Annotated in this window: 20 protein-coding genes; 3 read left to right on the top strand and 17 right to left on the bottom strand. The window is 68.6% G+C overall.

Annotated elements, in window-relative coordinates:
• Positions 1–154 precede the first annotated feature (154 nt).
• From ACWCPQ_RS26100 to lepA, 3 genes are all read right to left on the bottom strand, one after another.
• A complete protein-coding gene (locus ACWCPQ_RS26100; RefSeq protein ID WP_449903423.1) occupies positions 155–1,984 on the bottom strand; it encodes a hypothetical protein in 1,830 nt (609 codons plus the stop codon).
• 76 nt (positions 1,985–2,060) lie between these two features.
• The gene (locus tag ACWCPQ_RS26095; protein ID WP_449903421.1) at positions 2,061–4,472 is read right to left on the bottom strand and encodes a hypothetical protein; all 2,412 of its coding nucleotides are present in this window, start codon (positions 4,470–4,472) and stop codon (positions 2,061–2,063) included.
• A 189-nt stretch (positions 4,473–4,661) separates the two neighbouring features.
• Positions 4,662–6,539 carry a translation elongation factor 4 gene (gene lepA, locus ACWCPQ_RS26090; RefSeq protein ID WP_449903419.1) on the bottom strand — a complete coding sequence of 626 codons (1,878 nt, stop codon included), beginning with the start codon at positions 6,537–6,539 and terminating at the stop codon, positions 4,662–4,664.
• A 121-nt stretch (positions 6,540–6,660) separates the two neighbouring features.
• On the opposite strand from lepA, the gene ACWCPQ_RS26085 reads away from it, so the two are divergent.
• Positions 6,661–7,230, top strand: coding sequence for a type II toxin-antitoxin system PemK/MazF family toxin (locus tag ACWCPQ_RS26085; RefSeq protein WP_449903417.1), 570 nt, complete (start codon positions 6,661–6,663; stop codon positions 7,228–7,230).
• Between the two features lie 15 nt (positions 7,231–7,245).
• On the opposite strand, the gene ACWCPQ_RS26080 is transcribed toward ACWCPQ_RS26085, so the two are convergent.
• Entirely contained in the window at positions 7,246–8,040 is a 795-nt protein-coding gene (locus ACWCPQ_RS26080; protein ID WP_449903415.1) for an aquaporin, read from the bottom strand.
• A 304-nt stretch (positions 8,041–8,344) separates the two neighbouring features.
• Here ACWCPQ_RS26080 and rpsT point away from each other — a divergent pair, with 304 nt between their 5' ends.
• Together rpsT and ACWCPQ_RS26070 are read left to right on the top strand one after the other, a co-directional pair.
• Positions 8,345–8,605, top strand: coding sequence for a 30S ribosomal protein S20 (gene rpsT, locus ACWCPQ_RS26075; RefSeq protein WP_449903413.1), 261 nt, complete (start codon positions 8,345–8,347; stop codon positions 8,603–8,605).
• A gap of 147 nt (positions 8,606–8,752) precedes the next feature.
• Positions 8,753–8,998: a hypothetical protein gene (locus tag ACWCPQ_RS26070; protein WP_058856935.1), complete on the top strand. Its 246-nt coding sequence runs from the start codon at positions 8,753–8,755 to the stop codon at positions 8,996–8,998.
• 37 nt (positions 8,999–9,035) lie between these two features.
• On the opposite strand, the gene holA is transcribed toward ACWCPQ_RS26070, so the two are convergent.
• The 13 genes from holA to ACWCPQ_RS26005 all read right to left on the bottom strand — a co-directional run bounded on the left by holA (position 9,036) and on the right by ACWCPQ_RS26005 (position 21,597).
• Positions 9,036–10,007 (bottom strand): DNA polymerase III subunit delta, encoded by a 972-nt coding sequence (gene holA / locus ACWCPQ_RS26065; protein ID WP_449903412.1) that lies wholly within the window; start codon positions 10,005–10,007, stop codon positions 9,036–9,038.
• A gap of 245 nt (positions 10,008–10,252) precedes the next feature.
• Entirely contained in the window at positions 10,253–10,726 is a 474-nt protein-coding gene (locus ACWCPQ_RS26060; RefSeq protein ID WP_449903410.1) for an SRPBCC family protein, read from the bottom strand.
• A 163-nt stretch (positions 10,727–10,889) separates the two neighbouring features.
• Positions 10,890–12,521, bottom strand: a complete 1,632-nt coding sequence (locus ACWCPQ_RS26055) for a ComEC/Rec2 family competence protein (protein WP_449903408.1) — start codon at positions 12,519–12,521, stop codon at positions 10,890–10,892.
• 67 nt (positions 12,522–12,588) lie between these two features.
• Entirely contained in the window at positions 12,589–13,485 is an 897-nt protein-coding gene (locus ACWCPQ_RS26050; protein ID WP_449903406.1) for a helix-hairpin-helix domain-containing protein, read from the bottom strand.
• Between the two features lie 116 nt (positions 13,486–13,601).
• Positions 13,602–14,444, bottom strand: a complete 843-nt coding sequence (locus tag ACWCPQ_RS26045; protein ID WP_449903404.1) for a DegV family protein — start codon at positions 14,442–14,444, stop codon at positions 13,602–13,604.
• Positions 14,445–14,447: 3 nt separating this feature from the next.
• A complete protein-coding gene (gene octT / locus ACWCPQ_RS26040) occupies positions 14,448–15,206 on the bottom strand; it encodes a diglucosylglycerate octanoyltransferase (RefSeq protein WP_449903458.1) in 759 nt (252 codons plus the stop codon).
• A gap of 136 nt (positions 15,207–15,342) precedes the next feature.
• Positions 15,343–15,519 carry a hypothetical protein gene (locus ACWCPQ_RS26035; protein WP_449903402.1) on the bottom strand — a complete coding sequence of 59 codons (177 nt, stop codon included), beginning with the start codon at positions 15,517–15,519 and terminating at the stop codon, positions 15,343–15,345.
• Positions 15,509–16,168, bottom strand: a complete 660-nt coding sequence (locus ACWCPQ_RS26030; RefSeq protein WP_449903399.1) for a histidine phosphatase family protein — start codon at positions 16,166–16,168, stop codon at positions 15,509–15,511. The genes ACWCPQ_RS26035 and ACWCPQ_RS26030 overlap by 11 nt, the downstream gene beginning before the upstream one ends.
• Positions 16,165–16,644 (bottom strand): ribosome silencing factor, encoded by a 480-nt coding sequence (rsfS, locus tag ACWCPQ_RS26025; RefSeq protein ID WP_449903397.1) that lies wholly within the window; start codon positions 16,642–16,644, stop codon positions 16,165–16,167. The genes ACWCPQ_RS26030 and rsfS overlap by 4 nt, the downstream gene beginning before the upstream one ends.
• Positions 16,645–16,723: 79 nt before the next feature.
• A complete protein-coding gene (nadD, locus tag ACWCPQ_RS26020) occupies positions 16,724–17,389 on the bottom strand; it encodes a nicotinate-nucleotide adenylyltransferase (protein WP_449903395.1) in 666 nt (221 codons plus the stop codon).
• A 94-nt stretch (positions 17,390–17,483) separates the two neighbouring features.
• Positions 17,484–18,896, bottom strand: a complete 1,413-nt coding sequence (locus ACWCPQ_RS26015) for a vWA domain-containing protein (protein WP_449903456.1) — start codon at positions 18,894–18,896, stop codon at positions 17,484–17,486.
• Positions 18,893–19,786, bottom strand: a complete 894-nt coding sequence (locus ACWCPQ_RS26010; RefSeq protein WP_449903392.1) for an AAA family ATPase — start codon at positions 19,784–19,786, stop codon at positions 18,893–18,895. The genes ACWCPQ_RS26015 and ACWCPQ_RS26010 overlap by 4 nt, the downstream gene beginning before the upstream one ends.
• A 548-nt stretch (positions 19,787–20,334) precedes the next feature.
• On the bottom strand, positions 20,335–21,597 hold the full coding sequence (locus ACWCPQ_RS26005; RefSeq protein ID WP_449903390.1) for a glutamate-5-semialdehyde dehydrogenase: 1,263 nt from the start codon (positions 21,595–21,597) through the stop codon (positions 20,335–20,337).
• Positions 21,598–21,641: the final 44 nt, after the last annotated feature.

The following is a 21,641-nucleotide window of genomic DNA, read 5'->3' as shown; positions in this document are numbered from 1 at the left end:
ACCCTGCGTACCTCCGCATTCGCTCCGGCCGTGCGCACCTTGCGTACCTCCGCATTCGCTCCGGCCGTGAATACCACCGCGTTCGGCTGGGCGTTCCTCGCGTACGTCCGTGCTCGACGGATCGGCGGCCGCACCGGTCCGGTGCGGCCGCCGATCACGCGGCGGCGATACTGCCGGCCTGCTGCCGGAGATCGCGGAGCTTGCCCATTTCGCTGTCCAGTCTGGCGAGCCGCTCGGCGCCCCGGTCGCCGTACTGGGCACCGGCTTCCTCGGCGACCCGGAGGGCTTCGTCCGCGGCGCGCAGGGCGTCGGTGGCGATATCGGTGAAATGGTCCCGGAGCACCCGCTGTACCTCGCGCAGGCGGGTCCGGGACTCCTTACCGACCTGGAAGACGACATCTTCCATCCATCGGGCCAGCGCTGCCTTGGCTTCGGCCTGACGGCGCAGTCGGCGGCCCCGGCGGTCCTCCCACAGGACATGGATGCCCAGCAGCAGGCCCGCGCCGATCGAGTACCAGTTCACCAACGGCATATCCAGCAGGCTGGTGGCCATACCGACCATGAGGATGCCGCCGTAGGAACCACGCAGCGCGGACAGGAACTGGTCCAGCGCGCCGGCCCGGGTGGTCTGCAACGACTCGAGTGGTGCCACGTCCTCGAGCAGCTCGGACGGGTAGGCGGGGCGGATATCCGGTAGGTCCGGGGTTCGGTGATCAGCCGGGAAACGCGCCGATACCTGGTCGGCCAGTTCCTCGGCACGATAGTTCGCGAGCTCGAAGTTCTCTCCGATGGCCTCGGCGCTGCGCGCCTCCCATTCCGCACCGAAATCCGCCCAGCGCCGCTGCGGATCGGTGCGCATGATCTCCGACTCCGCGTCGCGCACCAGCGTGCGCAGCCGGTGCCGCAGATCGTGTTCGATATCGGCCATCAGTTCACTGCTGCCGTCGGCGAGGGTGATCTGCCAGGTGGCGGTGCGCTGCCGCAGCTGATCCGCCTGGTCCCGGGCGGTGGCCAGCTGCTGGGTAACATGCGCCCGGCGGCGCGGATCGCGCAACGCGTCGGCCTCCGTGCGCAGCGTGACCCCGAGATGGTCGCCGACCAGCTGGATATCGCGGACCGCCGACTTCACGGCGGTCGCATCGGCCTGTGCGACCACGTATTCGCGCAGATGCTCCACCAGCTGTGGAAGACCGGATTCGATGGCCCGCTGCTGGTCGCCCGATTGCTGCGCCTCCTGGTGGATCGCGGCCGAGACCGGCGCCACCGCGAAACCCAGACCAGCGGCATCGAGCAGTTCCCGATTGCGTTCCTGCACATGGGTCCAGTGCGCATTGCGGTCGATCTTGTTGAGCACGCAGATCACCGTGGGACAGACCTGTCCGATCCGATGCAGATGCGCGATCTGCTCCCGGCTGTACTCGGAATCGGCGTCACTCACGTAGAGGACCGCATCGGCGGCGGCGATCATCGACCAGGTGCTGCGATCCTGCAACGCCGCGCCGGGGGCGTCCATCAGCACGATGCCCTCGGCCAGCAGCGGGCTGGGCTGGGTGAAATCGGCTCGGATCACGCCGGTCGCCCTGAGCGCCGGACCGGGGTCGAGCGGATCCACCGGCTGCCGCCGGATCCGGCCGCCGCCCTCGCGGCGAATGAGGGTGGCCGTCGGTTCGGGACCGTACTCGACGATCGCGGGCACGCTGATCGCGCTGTCGGTGGCGCTGATCGGCGCTCCCGCCATGGTGTTGACCAGCGTGCTCGTTCCGCTCTTGGGCGGCCCGACCACCACCAGCCGCACCCGGGTATCGGCCACCCGCGCACGCACCATCCCGAGGCGGCCACGCAGATCGTTTCGGCTCGCGGTGCGCGATACGTCCCGCAACTCATCGATGATCTGGATGAGGGGGGCCATCACATCCGGATTCTTCACCGTCGCGGCTCGCGGTCCGGCTACGGCAGACAAGCCCAGCTCCTCACTGTCGGTCACAACATCACGCCATCGACCGCGCTCGGTCGAATCGACCCCCGAACAACCGGACAGAACCCCCGCCGGCTGTGAATCGTCACATGAATACCCAGTGGCCGTGATCGACAATCGGGCTCTCGGTCACAGCCACTGTATGCGGCAGCAACCCGGCCGCGAGATCGCCGGTCAGGCCACCGTCCGTCGCACCGATCACCGAATGATCGGTGTACAGCGTGGCGGCCGCCCCGTGGATATCGTACGGAACCGGCGAACCGTGATCGGCTACCGGTTTCACCTGCGGTGCCGCCGGTAGCTGGGTCGGCAGCGGCTGCGGTGCCGCCGGCGCCGGGGCATCCGGTACGACCGGCTGCTGGGTGGGCACACTCACGGTGGGCACCGACGCCGGTGGCTGATCCACCGTGGGCGCCTGGTGGGTGGGTACCTCCACCGTGGACGGCGTTCCGCCGGGAGTCGGATCACCGGTCACCGGACCGTTGGAACCGGTGCCCCCGATCGGATCGGTGGTGGTACCACCTGTTCCGGTTTCACCGGTGACACCCGGGCTCGTGGTGGTGACGCCGGTCGATCCACCGGTGGTGGCGGCGGACTCGCCCCCGGAAGTGGTGGTCTCCGGCGTCGTTCCGGTCGACGGGCCGTCGGCACCGGTGGTGGTCTCCGGGGCGGTGGTCGAACCGTCGGGAGAGGTGGAGCTACCGCCGCCCACCGAAGTGGTCGTGCTGCCGTCCGGTCCGGTGGTCGTGCTGCCGCCCGGAAAAGTGGTCGTGCTGCCGTCGGGTCCGGTGGTCGTGGTGTCTGTGGTGGCAGTGGAACTTCCGGTGGTCGTCGGTGTGCTGGTGGTGGGCACCACCGGCGTCGACGTTTCGGGCAGGACGGGACCGACCGGTGGTTGCGGCTCGGGCACCGGCGGCTGGTGCGGACGGTGGAACAGATCCGGCACCTGTGCGGGAGGCGCGGTGAGCGGCGACTGGCCCGCCGGCGGATGGAAGACATGTGCCATCGGGGTGGTCGCCGCATCGGGCTGAACTGTGGTCTGCAGCGGAGTCGCCGCGACCGGGTGCACCGCCGGCGCGACGGCTGCCGGGACGACGACCGGCGGCGGAACGGGCAACGGTGCCATCGGCGCGGGCGCACTGGGCGCGGCGGCAACGGGCGCGGGTGCGATCGGCGCGGCAGCCATGGGCGCGGGAGCGAACGGGGCGGCGTTCACCGCGGCCGGGGCCTGGCCGGTGCCGGGAACAGCCGCCCCAGGCACCGCACCGGCCCCCGGGATACCGCTCGATACCGCGACCCCCGAGGTGGCACCGGTACCGGACGGCACTCCCAGCACCGGACCGGCGGTATCGGCCCCGGCCGCGGCGCCGGATTCGGCTTCGGCCGCGCCCGCCCGCGCGGCGGGATCCAGGGGGCCGCGCCCGTCGAGTTGCAGGGAATCCGCGGCGGTGCCGGTGCGCGCCCAGTCCAGGTATTGGTCGAGCCGATCGTCGAGCAGGCTGCCGTCGCCGACCGTGATATCGAGATCCCAGTCGCTGGCGATCCAGAACCCGTCCTGCCCCGCCGAGATATCCAGGCCCAGCTGCGAATCGACGGCCACCGCGTGGCCGAACCCGTCGGCGAAGGCCATACCGCCGTCGACTCCGTAGTCGATGAGGAACTCACCACCGACGCCCCCGTCGAAGGCACCGTCGAGCCAACCGGAATCCGGAGCACCGCCCGGACGCACGGCGAGGTCGGTGGGGTCGAATCCCCAATCATCGTCACCGGGTTCGCGCGCTACCGATCGCACCGCCGAATCCGGGCTCAGATCGAATCGGGGCAGATCGAAGATATCGGTCTGGAAGGCATCTCCCGGTGACGGCAGCTCGAATTCGCCCGGGGCGCCGAGGCCGTCGTTGCCCGGCACGGGAAAACCCTCACCCAGCCCGGGAATACCGTCGAAGCCCGGGAAGTGGTTCGGGGGCGGGACACCCGGATCCGGCGCACCGAATTCGGGTACTCCCGGAACCACCGCGTCGGGCACCCCGGTTCCCGGCATGAACCCGGCACCGGGGGCGCCGCCCTCGGAACGGCCGGGTTCCAGTGTGAGCCCCGGAATGTCCTCCATATGGACACCGGGGTAGTAGTCGTCGAGGTCGAAGTCGCCGGGGCGGCCGACCTGGATATCGAGTGACGGTCCGTGCGGGAGCGGCGCCGTCGTGCTCGCGTCGCCGCCGGATCCCGGCGAATCGGCCGGAACGGGGTCCGGGAAGGTGATCACCGGGCTGGGCACATCGGGATCGGGATCGGCAGTGCGCGCCCAACCGGCGTTGCGGCTGTCCAACTCGCTCGGCGGGGCCGGGACGCCGCCACCGTTGTTCGCGATCAGCGCGCCGCCGGTGACATAGGCACCGCCGCGCGCGACCCGCGAGGTGGCGCTGGCAATGCGATAGGCGGTGTCACCACCGCGTTCGGTGACCTCTTCTTCGCCGTCGAACGGCAGATCACGCGCCATCCCAGTACTCCACTCTCGCGTTCAACAGCAACCACGCCGGGGTGGCCCGGCGCGGATCCGCTATCAGCCTATTGTCGACATCTGCGGCTGTCACATTTTCGTTATCAGCAGATTCCGTGGGCGGGGCGGGCGGCGACGACAGATCCGGCTATCGCACAGCGATATTCCCGAGCGGGGGCGGGATGACCCCTACTTCTTGTCCTTCGGTTTATCGGACTGGGCGTCCGACGACAGGGCCGCGACGAAGGCCTCCTGCGGGACGTCGACCCGGCCGATCGTCTTCATCCGCTTCTTGCCCTCCTTCTGCTTCTCCAGCAGTTTGCGCTTCCGGCTGATGTCACCGCCGTAGCATTTGGCCAGGACGTCCTTGCGGATGGCGCGAATGTTTTCGCGGGCGATGATCTTCGAACCGATGGCGGCCTGGATCGGCACCTCGAACTGCTGGCGCGGGATCAGTTCGCGCAGCTTGGTGGTCATCTTGTTCCCGTAGGCCTGGGCACCGTCGCGGTGCACGATGGCGCTGAACGCGTCCACCGCCTCCCCCTGCAACAGGATATCCACCTTCACCAGCTGCGATTCCTGCTCACCGGCTTCCTCGTAGTCCAGCGAGGCATAGCCGCGGGTACGCGATTTCAGCGAATCGAAGAAATCGAAGATGATCTCGGCCAACGGCAGGGTGTAGCGCAGTTCCACCCGGGTCTCCGACAGGTAGTCCATCCCACCGAGATCGCCGCGCCGCGACTGGCACAGTTCCATGACAGCACCGATGAACTCGCTCGGCGTGATGATGGTGACCTTGACGACCGGTTCGAAAACATTGCGCACCTTGCCTTCCGGCCAGTACGACGGATTCGTGACGATATGTTCGGTACCGTCCTCGATCACCACGCGGTACACCACGTTCGGGGCCGTGGAGATCAGCTCGAGATCGAATTCGCGCTGCAGGCGCTCCCGAGTGATCTCCATGTGCAGGAGCCCGAGGAATCCACAGCGGAACCCGAAGCCCAGCGCCACCGAGGTCTCCGGAACGTAGGTCAGCGCGGCATCGTTGAGCTGCAACTTCTCCAGTGCGTCCCGCAGGTCCGGGTAGTCGGACCCGTCCACCGGGTACAGCCCGGAGTACACCATCGGCCGTGGTTCTCGGTAGCCGGTGAGGGGGTTCTCGGCACCGTTGCGGGCGGCGGTGACGGTATCGCCGACCTTCGACTGCCGGACATCCTTCACACCGGTGATCAGATAGCCGACCTCGCCGACACCCAGCCCCTGTGTGGGTTTGGGTTCCGGTGAGACGATCCCGATCTCCAGGAGTTCGTGGGTGGCGCCGGTGGACATCATCTTGATCTTCTCGCGCGGGGTGAGCTTGCCGTCCACCACGCGGACGTAGGTCACGACACCGCGATAGGTGTCGTAGACCGAGTCGAAGATCATCGCCCGTGCCGGGGCATCCGCCTCGCCCACCGGAGCCGGCACCCGCTCGATCACCCGGTCCAGGAGTTCGGTCACGCCCACCCCGGTCTTACCGGAGACGCGCAGCACATCCTCGGGCTCGCAGCCGACGATATGGGCGAGTTCGGCTGCGTAGCGCTCCGGATCGGCGGCCGGCAGGTCGATCTTGTTCAGGACCGGGATGATCTCCAGGTCCTTGTCCAGCGCCAGGTACAGATTCGCCAGCGTCTGCGCTTCGATCCCCTGCGCCGCGTCCACCAGCAGAATGGCGCCCTCGCACGCTTCCAGCGCGCGCGACACTTCATAGGTGAAATCGACGTGACCCGGCGTATCGATCAGATGCAGGACGAAATCCTCGCCCTCGTGCTCTCCGGATCGCGGGGTCCAGGGCAAGCGCACGTTCTGGGCCTTGATGGTGATACCGCGTTCCCGCTCGATATCCATGCGGTCCAGGTATTGCGCACGCATCTGCCGGTCCTCCACGACACCGGTCAGCTGCAGCATCCGGTCGGCCAGCGTCGACTTGCCGTGATCGATATGCGCGATGATGCAGAAGTTCCGGATCCGCGACGGATCGGTGAACGTCGTATCGGCGAAGCTGGCGGGCACTCCACTCCTCATGGGGTATCGGGCGTACTGCCGACCATCGTCCCATGCTGGGCCCCGTCCACTACCGCCCAGGTCCCGCCGCGACCCGGCGGAGGCGATATCGCCGGTGGCGGGGTGACGTTATTCTCCTGAGATGGCCCGAAGTTGGAACAGTCTCGGCAAGCAACTCACCGCGATCGCGAAACAACAGGGTCCGAAGATCGTCAAACGGCAGGCGCCGCGGCTGATCGGAGCCCTGCTCGACCGGCGGGGTCCGGCCGAGGGCGCCCGGCCCGCGCGGCCGGGCGGTATCCCGGTGCGCCCCGCCGCCTCGACCCCGGTGCCGACGGCACAGCGCGCGCGTCGTGTCGTCTACGCGCCGCAACTGGACGGCCGCGCCGATCCCGGAGAGATCGTCTGGACCTGGGTCCCCTTCGAGGAGGACCCGAACAACGGCAAGGACCGGCCGGTGCTGGTCGTCGGACGCGACAGCGACACCTTGCTCGGACTCATGCTCAGCTCGAACCCGGTACGCGGAAACGATCCGGACTGGATCGGGATCGGCGCGGGCACGTGGGACCATCAGGGCCGTGACAGCTGGGTACGGCTGGACCGGGTGCTCGACGTCCCCGAGGACGGCATCCGGCGCGAGGGCGCCATTCTCCCGCGCAAACTGTTCGATCTGGTCGCCCACCGGCTCGTCCGCGAATACCGCTGGAGCTGACGGGCGACCGGCGGATCAAACCTCCAGATCCCGGGAACGCCCGAACAGCATCCCGTACACCAAAGCGCCCAGCACACCGCCGATCAGCGGGAACAGGATGAAGGCCCACAGCTGACCCATGGCGCCGTCCTGGAAAGGCGCGACCGCCAGGCTGCGGGCGGGGTTCACCGAGGTGTTGTCGACCGGAATCGAGATCAGGTGGATCACCGCCAGGGTGAAACCGATGGCCAGACCGGCCTGCGGGATCTCGGAGATGTGATCGGTCGCGGCCAGCACCACGAAGACGAGCAGCGCGGTCAGCATCACCTCGACGATGATCATGGCGGCCAACCCGTAACCGTTCTGGATCACCACCTCACCCGCGGGACCGGTCACCGCCGACGGGCTGTGCGAACCCCAGCCGTTCGCGCCCAGCCCGTCGGCGGAGCGATCGTAGGACGGCAGATTCTTCGCGAGGGCGAACAACACCAGGCCTGCCACGAGCCCGCCCACCACCTGGGCGATGACGTAACCCACGGCGCTGACCGCCGACAGCCGGCCCATGAGAAACTGGCCGACCGTGACGGCCGGGTTCACATGGCAACCCGATACCGGCCCGATCGCGTACACCAGGACCAGCAGGGACAGGCCGAAAGCCAGAGCCACGCCGAGCGGCCCCACCTTCTCCCCGGCCAGTACCGCTGTCCCCACACCGCCCATCACCAGCACGAATGTGCCGAGTGCTTCGGCGGTCCATTTCTTGGGGTCGGACGGAACCGCTGGTTCCACGCCCTCGAGGATCGCTTCCTTTTCCTGCGCAGTGGGAGACATACCGTCCGCCTTCCGAGAGGATCGCCGCCCCGTCTGCTACCGGGGCACGCACCGGGAAACCTGGGTCCTGCTGGGAAAACTTCTACGATGATCCCGCGCGACGTTACGCGCGACGTTCGTCGTACACAACGACCCCGCAGTGTGACGATCCGCCCACGATTTCGCCGCGCCGCCCGCTGCTGGTAACCTGGCCAATCGGCGTTGCCTACCCCGTGCCCGGTCGTTTCCCCCGGTGGATGAGCATCAGGGCGGGGGTGCACACAGACTTTCCGACCGAACCAGACAAGAATCAGAGGATACCGGCGTGGCCAATATCAAGTCTCAGATCAAGCGGATCCGCACCAACGAGGCGGCGCGTCAGCGCAACCAGTCGGTGAAGTCCGAGCTGCGCACCCATATCCGCGCCTTCCGGACCGCTGCCGCGGCCGGCGACAAGGATGCCGCTGCCGAGCGCCTGCGTTTCGTGAGCCGCAAGCTCGACAAGGCCGCCTCCAAGGGCGTTATCCACGCCAACCAGGCCGCCAACAAGAAGTCGGCGATGGCGACCGCGCTCAACAAGCTCTGATCTTCCGAACTCTTTTCGACAGCAGCCGCCGCGGCATTGAGGACCACGGCGGCTTTTCGTGTGTCCATCCCCGGTCAGCGCGGCATTTCCCGGTGATCCCGGATGGCGCCGAGCCGGGTGCGCGGTTCCTGCCGTAGCATGCGGCGCATGGTTACGGTGTATGCGAACCAATCGGTAGTCCAAGCCGAAGACCTGCCCGGCGTGATCCGCGCCGCCGAGGTCCTCGGTATCGGAGTGAAGATCGAGAACGTGCTGGCCCCGGCCGATGACGACGGCGGGCACGTGGTGGTCTGGATGGTCACCAGGGACGAGGAGACCCCCGTCTACGAGGAGTGGGACGGCCGCTACGACGAGGCGGCCGAAGAAGCCCTGGAACTCAGCGCGGTCGAATAGCGCTTCCCTCCCCCGCCGGCCCCCGTCGGCCGGTCCATCAGCTGCGCCCGTGCAGAGCGAGCAGCTTCAGAACGGCGTCCTCGAGTGCGAACCCGGAGTCGGCCGCGCCACCTTTGACATCGGCGTTCAGCGTCGCAACGACCTGCAGCGCCGACCCGATGGTGGCCGGAGTCCAGCCCCGGGCCTGTCCCTGCGCCTTCTTGACCTTCCACGGCGGCATCCCCAGCGGACCCGCGAGCTTGAACGGGTCCCCGCGGCCCGCCGAACCCACCTTTGCGATGGTGTGCACGGAATCGGCCAGCGCGTCGGCCAGCACCACATGCGGTACCCCGCGGTCCTGCGCCCAGCGCAGCGCCTCCACCGCCCCCGCCCGGTTCCCGGCGACCGTCAGATCGGCCACCTCGAATCCGGAGACCTCCGCTTTACCGGAGTAGTACCGGCGCACCGCCGCGACATCGAGCGCTCCCCCGGTATCGGCGACCAGCTGCGAGCAGGCCGCCGCGAGTTCGCGTAGCTCCGACCCCACCGCGTCCAGGACCGCCTGCACCACGTCCGCGCCGGCCCGGACCCCGGCCGCCCGGAATTCCGACCGGACGAATTCGGCCCGCTCCGCGGATTTGGTGAGCTTCGCGCATTCGTGCACGACCGCGCCCCCCTTCCGCAGCGCGGGTACCAGCGCTTTGGCGCGACCGCCCCCGCTGTGTACCACCACCAGCACCACCCCGTCCGGCGGTGTCGCCGCGGCCTCGGAGATCACCGCGACGGCGTCCTTACCGGCCTGGTCCGCGGATTCGAGAATGATCACCCGATCCTCGGCGAACAGTGAGGGGCTCAGCAGCTCCGCCAACTCCGCACTACTGGCGTCGCCGGCGCGCAGCCGATCCACCGGTACCGACGCGGGATCGGGTGCGACCGCACGTACCTGCGCGGTCACCTCGGCCACCGCCCGCTGGATCAGCAGTTCCTCTTCCCCCAGAACCAGATGCACCGCCGCAGGTCGCTCGCTCACGGGTCCGATGGTACTGGGTGGGTCCGGCCGTTCCGGGCAACGCGGATCAGCCGTCGGCGATATCCGCCGGTCCGAGTCTCGTCCCCCACCGCCGCGACTCGAGACGAGGACAGTTCGCCGCTACGGCGCCGCGGGCGCGCCGGTGTATCCCGGTCGGACACCGGTGGACAGGAAGTGAACCGGAGGCTCGGACCACTACGGTGCGGTTCTTCCCGGCACGGAATCCGGCGCGGTAGCCGAGGCTTTCACCGGCTCTCGCCCGCCGAAGAGGTGTCGAACAGGCGGTGGAGATTCTCGAGCATCATGATGTGGGCGGCGATACCTCGGCGCTGGACGGTCCCCAGCAGTCCCCACGGAGCGCCGAGCCGCAATCGCTCGGTGACCAAGGTGCCCGAAGCCTGTTCGGCGAACTCCACTTCACCGTGCACGTGGACCCGGGGAAACTGGTAGGCGTCGACGACGAGATTGCCCTCGGCGGTTTCCCGGCTCCGGACCCGGTAGGTGATTCGACAGGCGAGCGGTCCGAACGGTATCCGATCGGTCACCCGGTAGTTGCTCACGCGCCGACCGCCGTCGTCGCTGTCCGGTAGTTGTTCGACACCGACGACGAGCGGATGTAGCTGCCCCAGTTTCGTCAGGTCCCGGTAGAAGTCCCGGACGTCGGTCCGCGACCCGGGCACCAGCCGGGTGAGAGTCTTCTCCACATGGTGAACGAGCACGGCTCCACTCCGGACAGCTCATCGGCCGCTCGAATCGTGCGCCGCATCGGATAATGATCGAGTACGCGGCCGCAGACCGCAACCGTAGTGTTGTCGGCCGGTTTTCGCCCCTCGCCCAGCCGAGCCGGTGCGCCCGTGGATTCCGTGACCGCGTCCGAGTGGTTCAGCCGAACCGAAGTACCAGGACCAGGTATGCGACGAGGAATCCGATTGCCACGGCCGTCAGTATCCGCCGGGCCCGGGGCAGTCGCAGCGCCGCGATCACACCGGCCGCGACGATCCCGGCCGACAGGCCACCGGACGATCCGCCGGGAACCACGAGCGCCGCACCGGGAACAGCGGCCGCCTCGGCCGCCACGGTGAGCAGCCACCACATCGGTGGCCCGGTCGTGCGCAGTATCAACTGAGCGAGCGGCTCACAGCAGGTGGCTACCACGGCGGCGAGGGCTCCACCGACGGTGATCGGGGCGATCACCGGGGCCACCAGGATATTCGCGGCCACGGCGACCAGACTGAGCTTTCCGGACAGCGCGACGGTGAGCGGCGTGGTGACGACGAAGGCTGCCGCGGCGACCGCGACCAGTTCGGCCGGTAGCCGCCACCAGCCGCGGGCCCGCAGATGATCAGCCCAGCTCGGAGCGAGTAGGAGCAGCGCCCCGGTCGCGAGGACCGAGAGCGCGAACCCGGCCTGCACCGCGAGGGCGGGCCACAGCGCCAGCAGCGCGATCACCGACGCGCACAGCGCGGGAAGTGCCTGTTTGCGGCGGCCGATCAGCAGGGCCAGTAGCGTCACCGACCCCATCGCGGCGGCCCGCAGCACACTCGGATCGGGCCTGGCGATGATCACCAGCGACACCACTGCGATTCCCGCGCCGAGCACCGACAGTCGTGGGCCGAGGGTGAGCAGCCGGGTGGTGGCGAGCACGGCGGTGAGCAGAATCGAGAAGTTCGCACCGCTGACGACGGTCAGATGTTGGAGGCCCGCGGTAACGAATTCGCCGTGTACCCGGTCGCTCAGAGCCGAGGTGTCTCCGACTACCAGCGCGGGCAGTAACCCGGCCGGGTCCGGCGCGAGAGCTCGGCCGGCGGCCGCGACCAGATCCGAACGCACCGACTCGGCGGCGGCCTGCCACCACGGCAGCGGGCCCACAGTGGCGGGCTGTCCGACCGGCCGGAGGGTGACGACCGTGAGATCGCGTTGCCGAGGCGGTGCGGGCCGGGCCCGGAACTCGATCGGCCGGCCCGGCAGCAGTTCACTCCAGGCCGGCCCGGCCGCCAGGACGACCACCGCGCCACCACCGCGGATCACTCGGTCGCGATACCGGAACTCGTGCAGTTCGCCACGGACCACCCAGAGCCGCCCCGATCCGGACCCGCTGCCGCGCACCGGCTTCGGATCATCGTCCGGCACCATCACGATATCGACCGTCGCCGCGGCCGGAACCGCGCGCAGCGGATGCGCACCGACCCGGTACTCCCGCCATGCGCCGCAACAGGCGAACGCCGAACCGACAAGCGCCGCACCCAGTAGTACCGTCGCGACGATTCGACGCCGTTCGCTGCGATGCCCGACTCCGGTCCACAACAGTCCCCACGACATCAGCGCCAGCACCGCCAGTACGAGGGCAACGACCACCCCGGCGATCCAGCCGGCGCCGACCGCGATGATCGTGGCCAGCCAGCAGGTCAGTGTGGCCGGGAGCAACCGTGCGTCCAGAATCGGGGCCGCCTTCACCGCCTCCCCCACCGGCTCCGGAGCCGGCGTGCGAGTGACGGTGCCCGGTGCCGCGCTCACCGGCATACCCGACCGAATACCCGCACCGCGCGCCGGGACAACCGGGGGCCGCACGCGCCCGGTGCCGTCATACCGTCACCAGTGCACGCAAACGGGCCAGCCGAGCCGGGCCGATACCGTCGACCTCCGCCAACTGCGCCACGTCGGTGAACCGCCCGTTGGTCTCGCGCCAGGCGACGATCGCTTTGGCCGTCACCGGCCCGACTCCGGGCAACGCATCGAGATCGGCTTCGGTAGCGGCATTCAGATCGACCGGCGCACCGGCCGTGGGTGCGGAATCGCCGGTCCCGCCGGCGGACGCCGCTTCCCCCGCGCCACCGCTGATCGTCGCACTGCCCGGCGGTGGCGCGCCGGGCCCGGCGGCTCCCACCCGGACCTGGTCGCCGTCGGACAGCCGCTGAGCCAGGTTGAGACCGGCCAGATCCGCGCCGTCGAGTGCACCGCCTGCCGCCGAGATCGCATCGGCGACCCGGGCACCGGGCGGGAGCCGCACCAGACCGGCCCGGCCCACCAGACCCACCACACTCACCACCAATTCGGCGGGTTGCGCTCGGGTGGGAGCGCCGTCCGGTGCGGGCGGCGCATCGACGGGAGCGGGAGAATCCACCGGCAACGCCGCCGGGAGCACGGCGGGTAGTGGTGGAACGGATTGCGCGACGGGCCGGTCCCACAGCACGACCACCACCGTTACCAGCGCGGTGAGCAGTCCGATACCGGCCATGGTCGTCACCCCGCGGCGCCCGGAGTCCAGGAGCGCGCCCCGGAACCGGGCGGGTATCAGACGATCTCGCCGGTCGGCCGGACCCGGCTCTTCCTCTAGCCAGCGTGGAGTACGTACGGCATCGTCGGCGGCGTACGTGCGTTGCGGCCACGCGCGCGTCTCCCCCGGGTCGTTACCCGGCAGCTCCCCGAGATGCCCGCCCAGTTGCCTACGTACTCGTTCACGCTCGTCGTGTGGTGCCATGTCCGCGACGCTAGGCCGGTGGCACCACCGAACAGTCACACCCACCAGGGAATTCGACAACCCTGTGGACAACCCGGCCCTGTGGAGCGATTACCGGAACTCCCAGCGCGGGACGGTCAGCCGCACCCGCCCGGCACAACCAGCACCCCGACCGCGCCGACTCCCAGATGAACAGCCAGCGCCGGCCCGAACTCGGCGGTCAGGATCTCCCGGGCTCGCGGAATACGTGCGCGCAGCTGAGTCGTCACCGATTCCGCGGCCTCAGCGGCGCCCAGATGCTGCACACCGATCGCGGCGATACCCGCCCCGGCTACCTCCTCCGCGGCCGCGACCAGTTTCGCGAAGGCCTTCGACCGCGTACGCACCTTGTCCCGCAGTTCCAGCCGCCCCTGCACCAGCTGCAGCACCGGTTTGCTGACCAGTTCGCTGCCGAAGAAACCGGCGGCCGTACTCAGCCGGCCGCCACGCCGCAACTGTTCGGTGCGATTGACCACGAAGAAGGTATGCGAGCTCTCCGCCGCCCGCACCGCGGCCTCGTACACCTCGTCGAGGGTGCCGCCCGCGGCCGCGCACCGCGCGGCGGCCAGTACCGGAAACCCGGTCGCCAGACCCGCACCGAGCGAATCGACCAGCAGCACCGATTCCGCGGCGTCCATATCCCGAACGGCCTGCCGCCCCGCCTCCCAGGTCGCCGACAGCTGCCGGGACAGATGGACCGCGACCACGCCCGCACCGTTGCTACCGGTCAGTGCCTCGGCATAGGCGTCGCGGAGTTCGCCCGGAGAGGGTGCCGAGGTGGTGACGGTGTCGGCGGCGTAATCGATGGCGTGCGCATCGATACCTTCCCGGATCTCCGTATCACCCACCAGCACATGCAGGGGCACCACCCGGATATCCAGTTCGCCGATCAGCTCCGCGGGCAGGCTGGCGGACGAATCGGTGACGACCACGACCGCCACGTCTCACCCGACCTCTTGCAGAGTTTTCACCATCGCCCTGGCGACCTCGGTATGCCCGTCCCACCCCCAGTGGATCCCGTCGGGGTTGGCGTCGCCGGAGAAGATGTTGTCGTGTACCGCTGCTTTCAGGTCCACCAGCGGTACACCGGTTCGCGCCGACCATGCTTCCAGCGCCCGCACCGCCGGTTCGCGGCCGCTGTGTACCCGGCCGTAGGCCGCACAGTCGTGCACCGAGGGCAGGACCGCGACCACGGGCAGTTCGGGCCGCAGTTGCCCGAGCGCCGTCCGGCACTGCTCCAGATAGTCCACGCTCACCGCGGGCGGTAGCGCGACCGGGCGGCCGATTTTCGCGGCCCGGGGCTGGATCCACTGGTATGCCGAACGCACGACACGGCGCAGGCCCGACGGGCGCAGGTAGCGGATCAATTCGCGCACTGCCGTGGGCAGCGGCGAGGGCAGCGAATCCATACCGCCTACCGCGAACACCACGGCACCGGCACGCGGGACGGCGGCCCATATTCGTGGGTCACCGATGAGCGCCCAGTAGGCGTCCCGGCAGGTCCAGCCGATCCGGGCGACCAGTTCGACATCCCAATCCAGTTCGGCCGCCACCAGATTCGGCCAGATCCGGGGATGATCGGCCGGCAGGCCGCCTTTCGGGCCGTAATACGACAGCGAGTCCGCGATCACCAGCAGCACGGGCCGCTGCGCTCCCGTACCGCCGGCCGGGGTGGTGACCGCCGGGTCCGTCGTGGCCTCCACGTCCGAACCGATCCGTTGCGCGGTTCCGCTGCCACCGACCGAACCCGGTGCCGGGCCGGTGGCTTCGCGTGCGGTACCCGGATCGGGCGCGGGCGCGCCCTCCGACGTGGATGTCACCGCGCAACCCTCCTGGTGCTCAGACGGCTCTCCGAACATCGCCGTCGTCGGCGGGTCCGGTGTCCTCGGTGGTTTCGGCCGGGTCCTGTCCGGGCGCCGGGCCGAACAGGGCGTCGGGTAGGGCGCGCTCCGGTTTCGCGGATACCTTCCGGAACAGTTCGTCCGGTATCTGGCGGTTCAGGTCTTCAGATGACATCGGGTGCTACTTTCGCCGCTGCGTTCCACACATCCAGACGCCAACCGGGCTTTTCCAGGCTCGGGCCGTGACTGCTCAGCTGCACCCAGCTGGCATTGGCCAGGCCACCGAGGGCAGGCCAGTTCCGGGGCGGCAGATCGAGCAGCGCGGCCGTGAGCGCGGCGATCAGCCCGCCGTGCGCCACGAGAATCATAGTGGCGCCGGGCCAATCCTGCCGGTCGTCGAACAATTCCTGGACAACGGGTAGCGCGCGGGCACCGACCTCCAGTTTCGATTCACCGCCGGGCGGGGTGAAGGTCGCATCCATCCGCCATTCCAGCCGGGCGCCGGGGTAGAGGGAATCGACCTCGACATCCCCCATCCCCTGCCAGTCTCCGAGATGGGTCTCCCGCAACCGCGGTTCCCGGACCACTTCGAGCCCGGAATGCTCCGACAATGCCTGAGCGGTGTCGTAGGCCCGCCGCAGATCGGACGAGATCAAGCCGATGGCCTTGTGGGAAACCAGCTCCCGCGCCGCCTCTTTCGCCTGCCGACGGCCCAGATCGGTGAGATCGGTATCGATCTGCCCCTGCATCCGGTCGTTGGCATTCCATTCGGTCTGCCCGTGGCGCAACAGGATAAGGGTGCGCGCACCGGTTTTCTGTCTCACTCGGTTTCTCCAGCACTTTCGTCTCCGGCGGCCGGTGGCGCGCCGTGTCCACGCGGCATGACCGAGGGCCCTGCGTGGTCACGCTCCGCTACCGCCTCCGGGCCTGACTCGCTCATGCCGATCCCCTCGACCGCAACGGTGGGGCAGTCTTTCCACAACCGTTCCAGCGCATAGAAATTACGTTCGTCGTTGTGCTGGATGTGCACCACCACGTCGACATAGTCCAAGAGTGCCCAACGGCCCTCGCGGGTCCCTTCCCGGCGTACCGGTTTATGGCCGGCCGCGCGCAGTTTCTCTTCGACATTATCGACGATGGCGTTCACTTGGCGCTCGTTCGGCGCCGAAGCGATCACGAAACAATCAGTGATCACCAATTGTTCCGAGACATCGAGTACGACCACATCAGTGGCCAGCTTCTCGTCGGCGGCCAATGCGGCCACGGTCGAGATCTGCACAGCTTCGTCCGACGCGGTCATACCGTCACCTCTGTGATCACGCAGGCTGCCGCCACCGGGCGTGCACCGCTCATGCTGCTGCTCTCCGGGCGTGCACCGCTCATGCCAGCACCTCGTTCACGTTTCCGTCACCTTCCGCTCGAGCGGGCACATAGAGATGCCGCTTCGATATGTACTGCACGACCCCGTCCGGTACGAGGTACCAGACCGGCCGCCCCTCCGCCGCGCGCCGACGGCATTCGCTCGACGAGATGGCCAGCGCGGGGATCTCGATCATGGTCACCGCATCGTCGGGCATACCTCGCAGATGGTCGGCGAGATGGTCGATGTTGAGCTCGTACCCCGGCCGGCTGACCCCCACGAATTTCGCCAGCTCGAACAGTTCGGCCCAATCCTGCCAGGTGAGGATGCTGGCCAGCGCGTCCGCCCCGGTGATGAAGTACAGCTCGGCACCCGGATGCTGCTCACGGAGGTCACGCAGAGTATCGACGGTGTAGGTCACCTTGCTGCGGTCCACATCGGCCCGGCTCACCGAGAACCGCGGGTTGGAGGCGGTGGCGATCACCGTCATGAGGTACCGGTCCTCGGCCGGGCTGACCTGCCGATCGGTCTTCTGCCAGGGTTGTCCCGTGGGCACGAAGACGACCTCGTCGAGATCGAACCGGTGCGCGACCTCACTGGCCGCGACCAGGTGACCGTGGTGGATGGGATCGAAGGTGCCGCCCATCACCCCCAGCTTGGGTCCGCCCTGGCCTGTTCCGCGCATGAGTGTCGAGCTTAACGGGTCGGTTATGGGCTCCCTCGGGCCGATCGGCCTTCGTCTGTGGGAATCGGACCGTGGCGCGCGTGTACCCGTCGGCTCAAACCGGCAGCAGCCGGGAGACCACGGCGGTGAGCTGGGCGGCGGACCGGCATTCGTGCATTTCGATGATTCCCCGGTATCGGTCGGCGGCGGAATCACCGGACCCCCAGTTGGTGCGCGGTTCCGGATTGAGCCAGTGCGCGTGCTTGGCGGTCTCGACCAGGGCGTCGAGTGTCGCGAGCTCCGGATCCCGGTAGTTGGTCCGGGCATCCCCCAGGATGAGCAGCGAACTGCGGCTGGTGACGGCGTCCGGGAACTCCTCGGCAAAGCTCATCAGCGCACTTCCGTAGTCGGAGTGGCCGGTGAAGCCGACGATATCGGCCTCGGCGAAGATCCGCTGCATCGCCTCGTCCGGCGGAGTGTGCGGGTCGAAGAACCTGGTCACCTCGTCGGTGTGGTCGACGAACGCGAAGATCCGCACCTTCGAGAACTGCTCACGCAACGCGCTCACCAGCAGCAACGTGAAATTGCTGAAACCGGCCACCGAACCGGACACATCACACAGCAGCACCAGTTCGGGGCGGGCGGGCCGCGGTTTGCGGTTCACCAGATCTATCGGTACCCCACCGGTGGACATCGATCTGCGCAGCGTCTTGCGCAGATCGATCTCGCCGCGCCGGGCATGCCGGCGCCGCGCCGCCAGCCGTGATGCCAGGATCCGCGCCAGTCGCTGGGTGCTGCGTTTCAGCTCGGCCAGCTCGGCCTGCGAGGCACGCAGGAAATCCACTTCCTCCGCCTGCCGTGGAACCCCGTAGGAGGCGACACGCTCCTTGCCGATTCGTTCGGCCACCCGGCGCCGGGTCTCGGCCTCCACCGTGCGCCGGAATCCGTCGATCCGGGTGCGGGCGGCGCGCCGCGCTATCTCGGTCTCGAAATCGCTCATCCCCGGGGTGGCCATCGCGGCCAGGATCTGGGCGAGCAACGTCTGCGGCTGTACGTCCTTGAGCGCCTGATACGACGAGAAGGACGCCCCTCGCGCCGATTGGTACTGCCCCATCTGTTCCACCATCTGGGCGGCCATCAGGGCCTGCTGCTGTCCGGACCCTTCGTCGGCGAGCATCTCGGCCAGCATGCGGCGCAGTTCGGGAATATCGACCCGGCCGTCGTCCCGGTACGGGATCTCGATCTCCGCGGCGGCGGAACGTTCGCCCAGCGCGACCGGGAACCACAGGTCGAACAGCCCGTCGTAGGTGCCGCGATGGGTCGTGCGCCGCAGCAGCGCGCAGGCCAGCCCTTCGCGGACCGTTTCCCGATCCATCAGGTCCAGCACCGACAGCACCCGGCCCGCGTCCACCGTCTCCGACGGCCCGACGGGTATGCCGCGGGCCCGCAGCGCCTCCACGAAACCGACCAGATGTCCCGGCAGACCGTACGGGGCGAGCGGCTGGTCGCCGGCGGCCGTCACGGTCAGGCCGGTTTCAGATCGGCCAGCGCCCGCTGATGGTCGCTGCGGTGTTTGAGCACGACACCGAGGGTTTCGCGGACCGTGGCGTCGTCGAGTTGGGTATGCCCCAGGGCGAGCAGAGTTCGGGCCCAGTCGATCGATTCGGCGACCGAGGGCAGTTTCTTCAGCTGCATCCCGCGCAGCACGTGCACGATCCGGACCAGCTGGGTGGCGACCGCCTGCGGGAGCTCGGGCACCCGGCTGGCCAGGATCCGCCGCTCCAGATCCTCGTCCGGGAAGTCCAGATGCAGGTAGAGGCAGCGGCGTTTGAGTGCCTCGGACAGTTCACGGGTGGCGTTGGAGGTGAGCACCACGAACGGTGTGCGGGCGGCGGTGATGGTGCCCAGTTCCGGTACGGTCACCGCGAAATCGCTCAGCACCTCCAACAGCAGCCCTTCGATCTCGACGTCGGCTTTATCGGTCTCGTCGATGAGCAGCACCGTCGGCTCGGTACGCCGGATCGCGGTGAGCAGTGGCCGGGAGAGGAGGAATTCCTCGCTGAACACATCAGCCTGGGTCTCGGCCCAGTCGTTCTCGCTGGAGGCCTGGATCCGCAGGATCTGCTTCGCGTGGTTCCACTCGTAGAGTGCCCGTGACTCGTCCACACCTTCGTAGCACTGCAGGCGCACCAGCTCGGCACCCGCCGTCTGAGCCACGGCCCGCGCGAGTTCGGTTTTTCCGACTCCGGCCGGTCCCTCGATCAACAGCGGCTTACCGAGCCGATCGGCCAGGAATACCGAGGTAGCGGTGGCCTTGTCGGCCAGGTAGCCGGTCTCGGCGAGGCGGCGCACCACATCGTCCACCGATGCGAAGATCGGCTCCTGAACCGGCGTGGTGGGGGAACTCGCGGGCTCCATGGGCCGTCCTTCCGTCGAACTCTCCCATCCCACGCTACCGGGCTGTGTTTATCTGCGGTGCCTGCGGCCCCGCGGGGTCGGGACCCTCGTGACCCCGGTTCTTCACTCCTACGCTCCTCCGCTTCGCCCCCCGCTCCGTCGCTCCAGAACCGGGGCGGGTCCCGACCACGGATGCGGACCGTGCGGAGTGGACGGAAGATATGCGTGGACGTGCACCTGGACTACCCGTTGGACGTACGCCTCTGAAAGTGCTCGAAGGTCGCCGATCCTTGGACGGCCGACCGCACGCCGCCGAGCCGTGCGGAGTCCGGCCACAGACGAGCAGCGTCCGATCACGGACCGGAACGCCGCGAGCACTCGAAGCACGAACCCACCCGCGCTACACGAGGCACAACCCCCGCACAAAACCTCCGGCCCACTCCGAACAGCCCAGTCGGGGCCCGCCCCGGTTCTGGAGCGACGTAGCGGGGGAGCGAAGCGGAGGAGCGTAGGAGTGAAGAACCGGGGTCACAAGGGCCCCGACAGCCCCGCCGGAGGCGGGGCCGATATTACGGCCGGGTCTGGCCCGAACCCCGGACTACCCATTTCGAGGAGGTCAGTTCCGGCAGTCCCATCGGCCCGCGGGCGTGCAGTTTCTGGGTGGAGATTCCGATCTCGGCACCGAATCCGAATTGCTCACCGTCGGTGAAGGCGGTGGAGGCGTTCACCATGACCGCCGCCGCGTCCACCCGGCGGGAGAACTCGTCGGCCGCCGCCAGTTCACCGGTGACGATGGCCTCGGTGTGGCCCGTTCCCCAGGTGTTGATGTGCTCGATCGCCTTGTCCAGGTCGTCGACGATCTTCACCGCGATATCGAGGGTCAGGTATTCCTCGCCCCAGTCCTTGTCGGTGGCCGGGATCATTCCGTCGAGGTCACCGTGCAGGGTGACGCCCTTGTCGGCCAGGGCCTTGCTCAGCCGCGGCAGGGCGGTATCGGCGATGGCCGCATCGATCAGCACGGTCTCGGCCGCGTTGCAGACGCTGGGGCGGCGGGTCTTGGCGTTGACGAGGATCTCTTCGGCCATATCCAGGTCGGCGCCGGAGTGTACGTAGACGTGGCAGTTGCCGGTGCCGGTCTCGATCGTGGGGACCTGCGCGTCGCGCACCACCGCGTTGATCAGTCCCGCGCCGCCTCGGGGGATGACGACGTCCACCAGGCCCCGGGCCTGGATCAGGTGGAGCACGCTGGAGCGGTCCGAACTGGGCAGCAACTGGACGGCGTCGGCCGGGATCCCGACGCCGGTGAGTGCTTCCCGGAGGACGGCGACCAGCGCCGCGTTGGACCGCGCGGCCGAGGAGGATCCGCGCAGCAATGCCGCGTTGCCGGATTTCAGCGCCAGTCCGAACGCGTCGACGGTGACATTGGGCCGTGCCTCGTAGACCATGCCGACCACGCCCAGCGGCACTCGGATCTGCCGGATCTCGAGCCCGTTCGGCAGCGTCGATCCGCGTTCCACGACGCCCACCGGATCCGGCAGTCCGGCCACCTGGCGCAGGCCGGAGGCGATTCCGTCGACCCGATCCTTCGTCAGCCGCAACCGATCCAGCAGCGAATCCTCTGTCCCGGATGCTTTCGCCGCGACGAGATCTTCGCCGTTGGCTTCCAGCACGGTGTCGGCGGCGGCCAGCAGTGCGTCCGCGGCGGCGTGCAACGCCTCGTTCTTCGCCGCGGTGGTGAGTTGCGCGAGCACCCGGGAAGCGACCCGGGCCCGGCGGGCGGCGTCGTGCACGGCCGCGCGCATATCGAACTCAGCGGTGGTCTCTACCGTCATGCCGTACAGCCTACGCACCGCCGAAAATCGCTTCTACCGGCGCT

This window comes from Nocardia sp. NPDC001965, from assembly GCF_053594175.1.
This window is presented reverse-complemented; position numbering and strand designations above follow the sequence as displayed.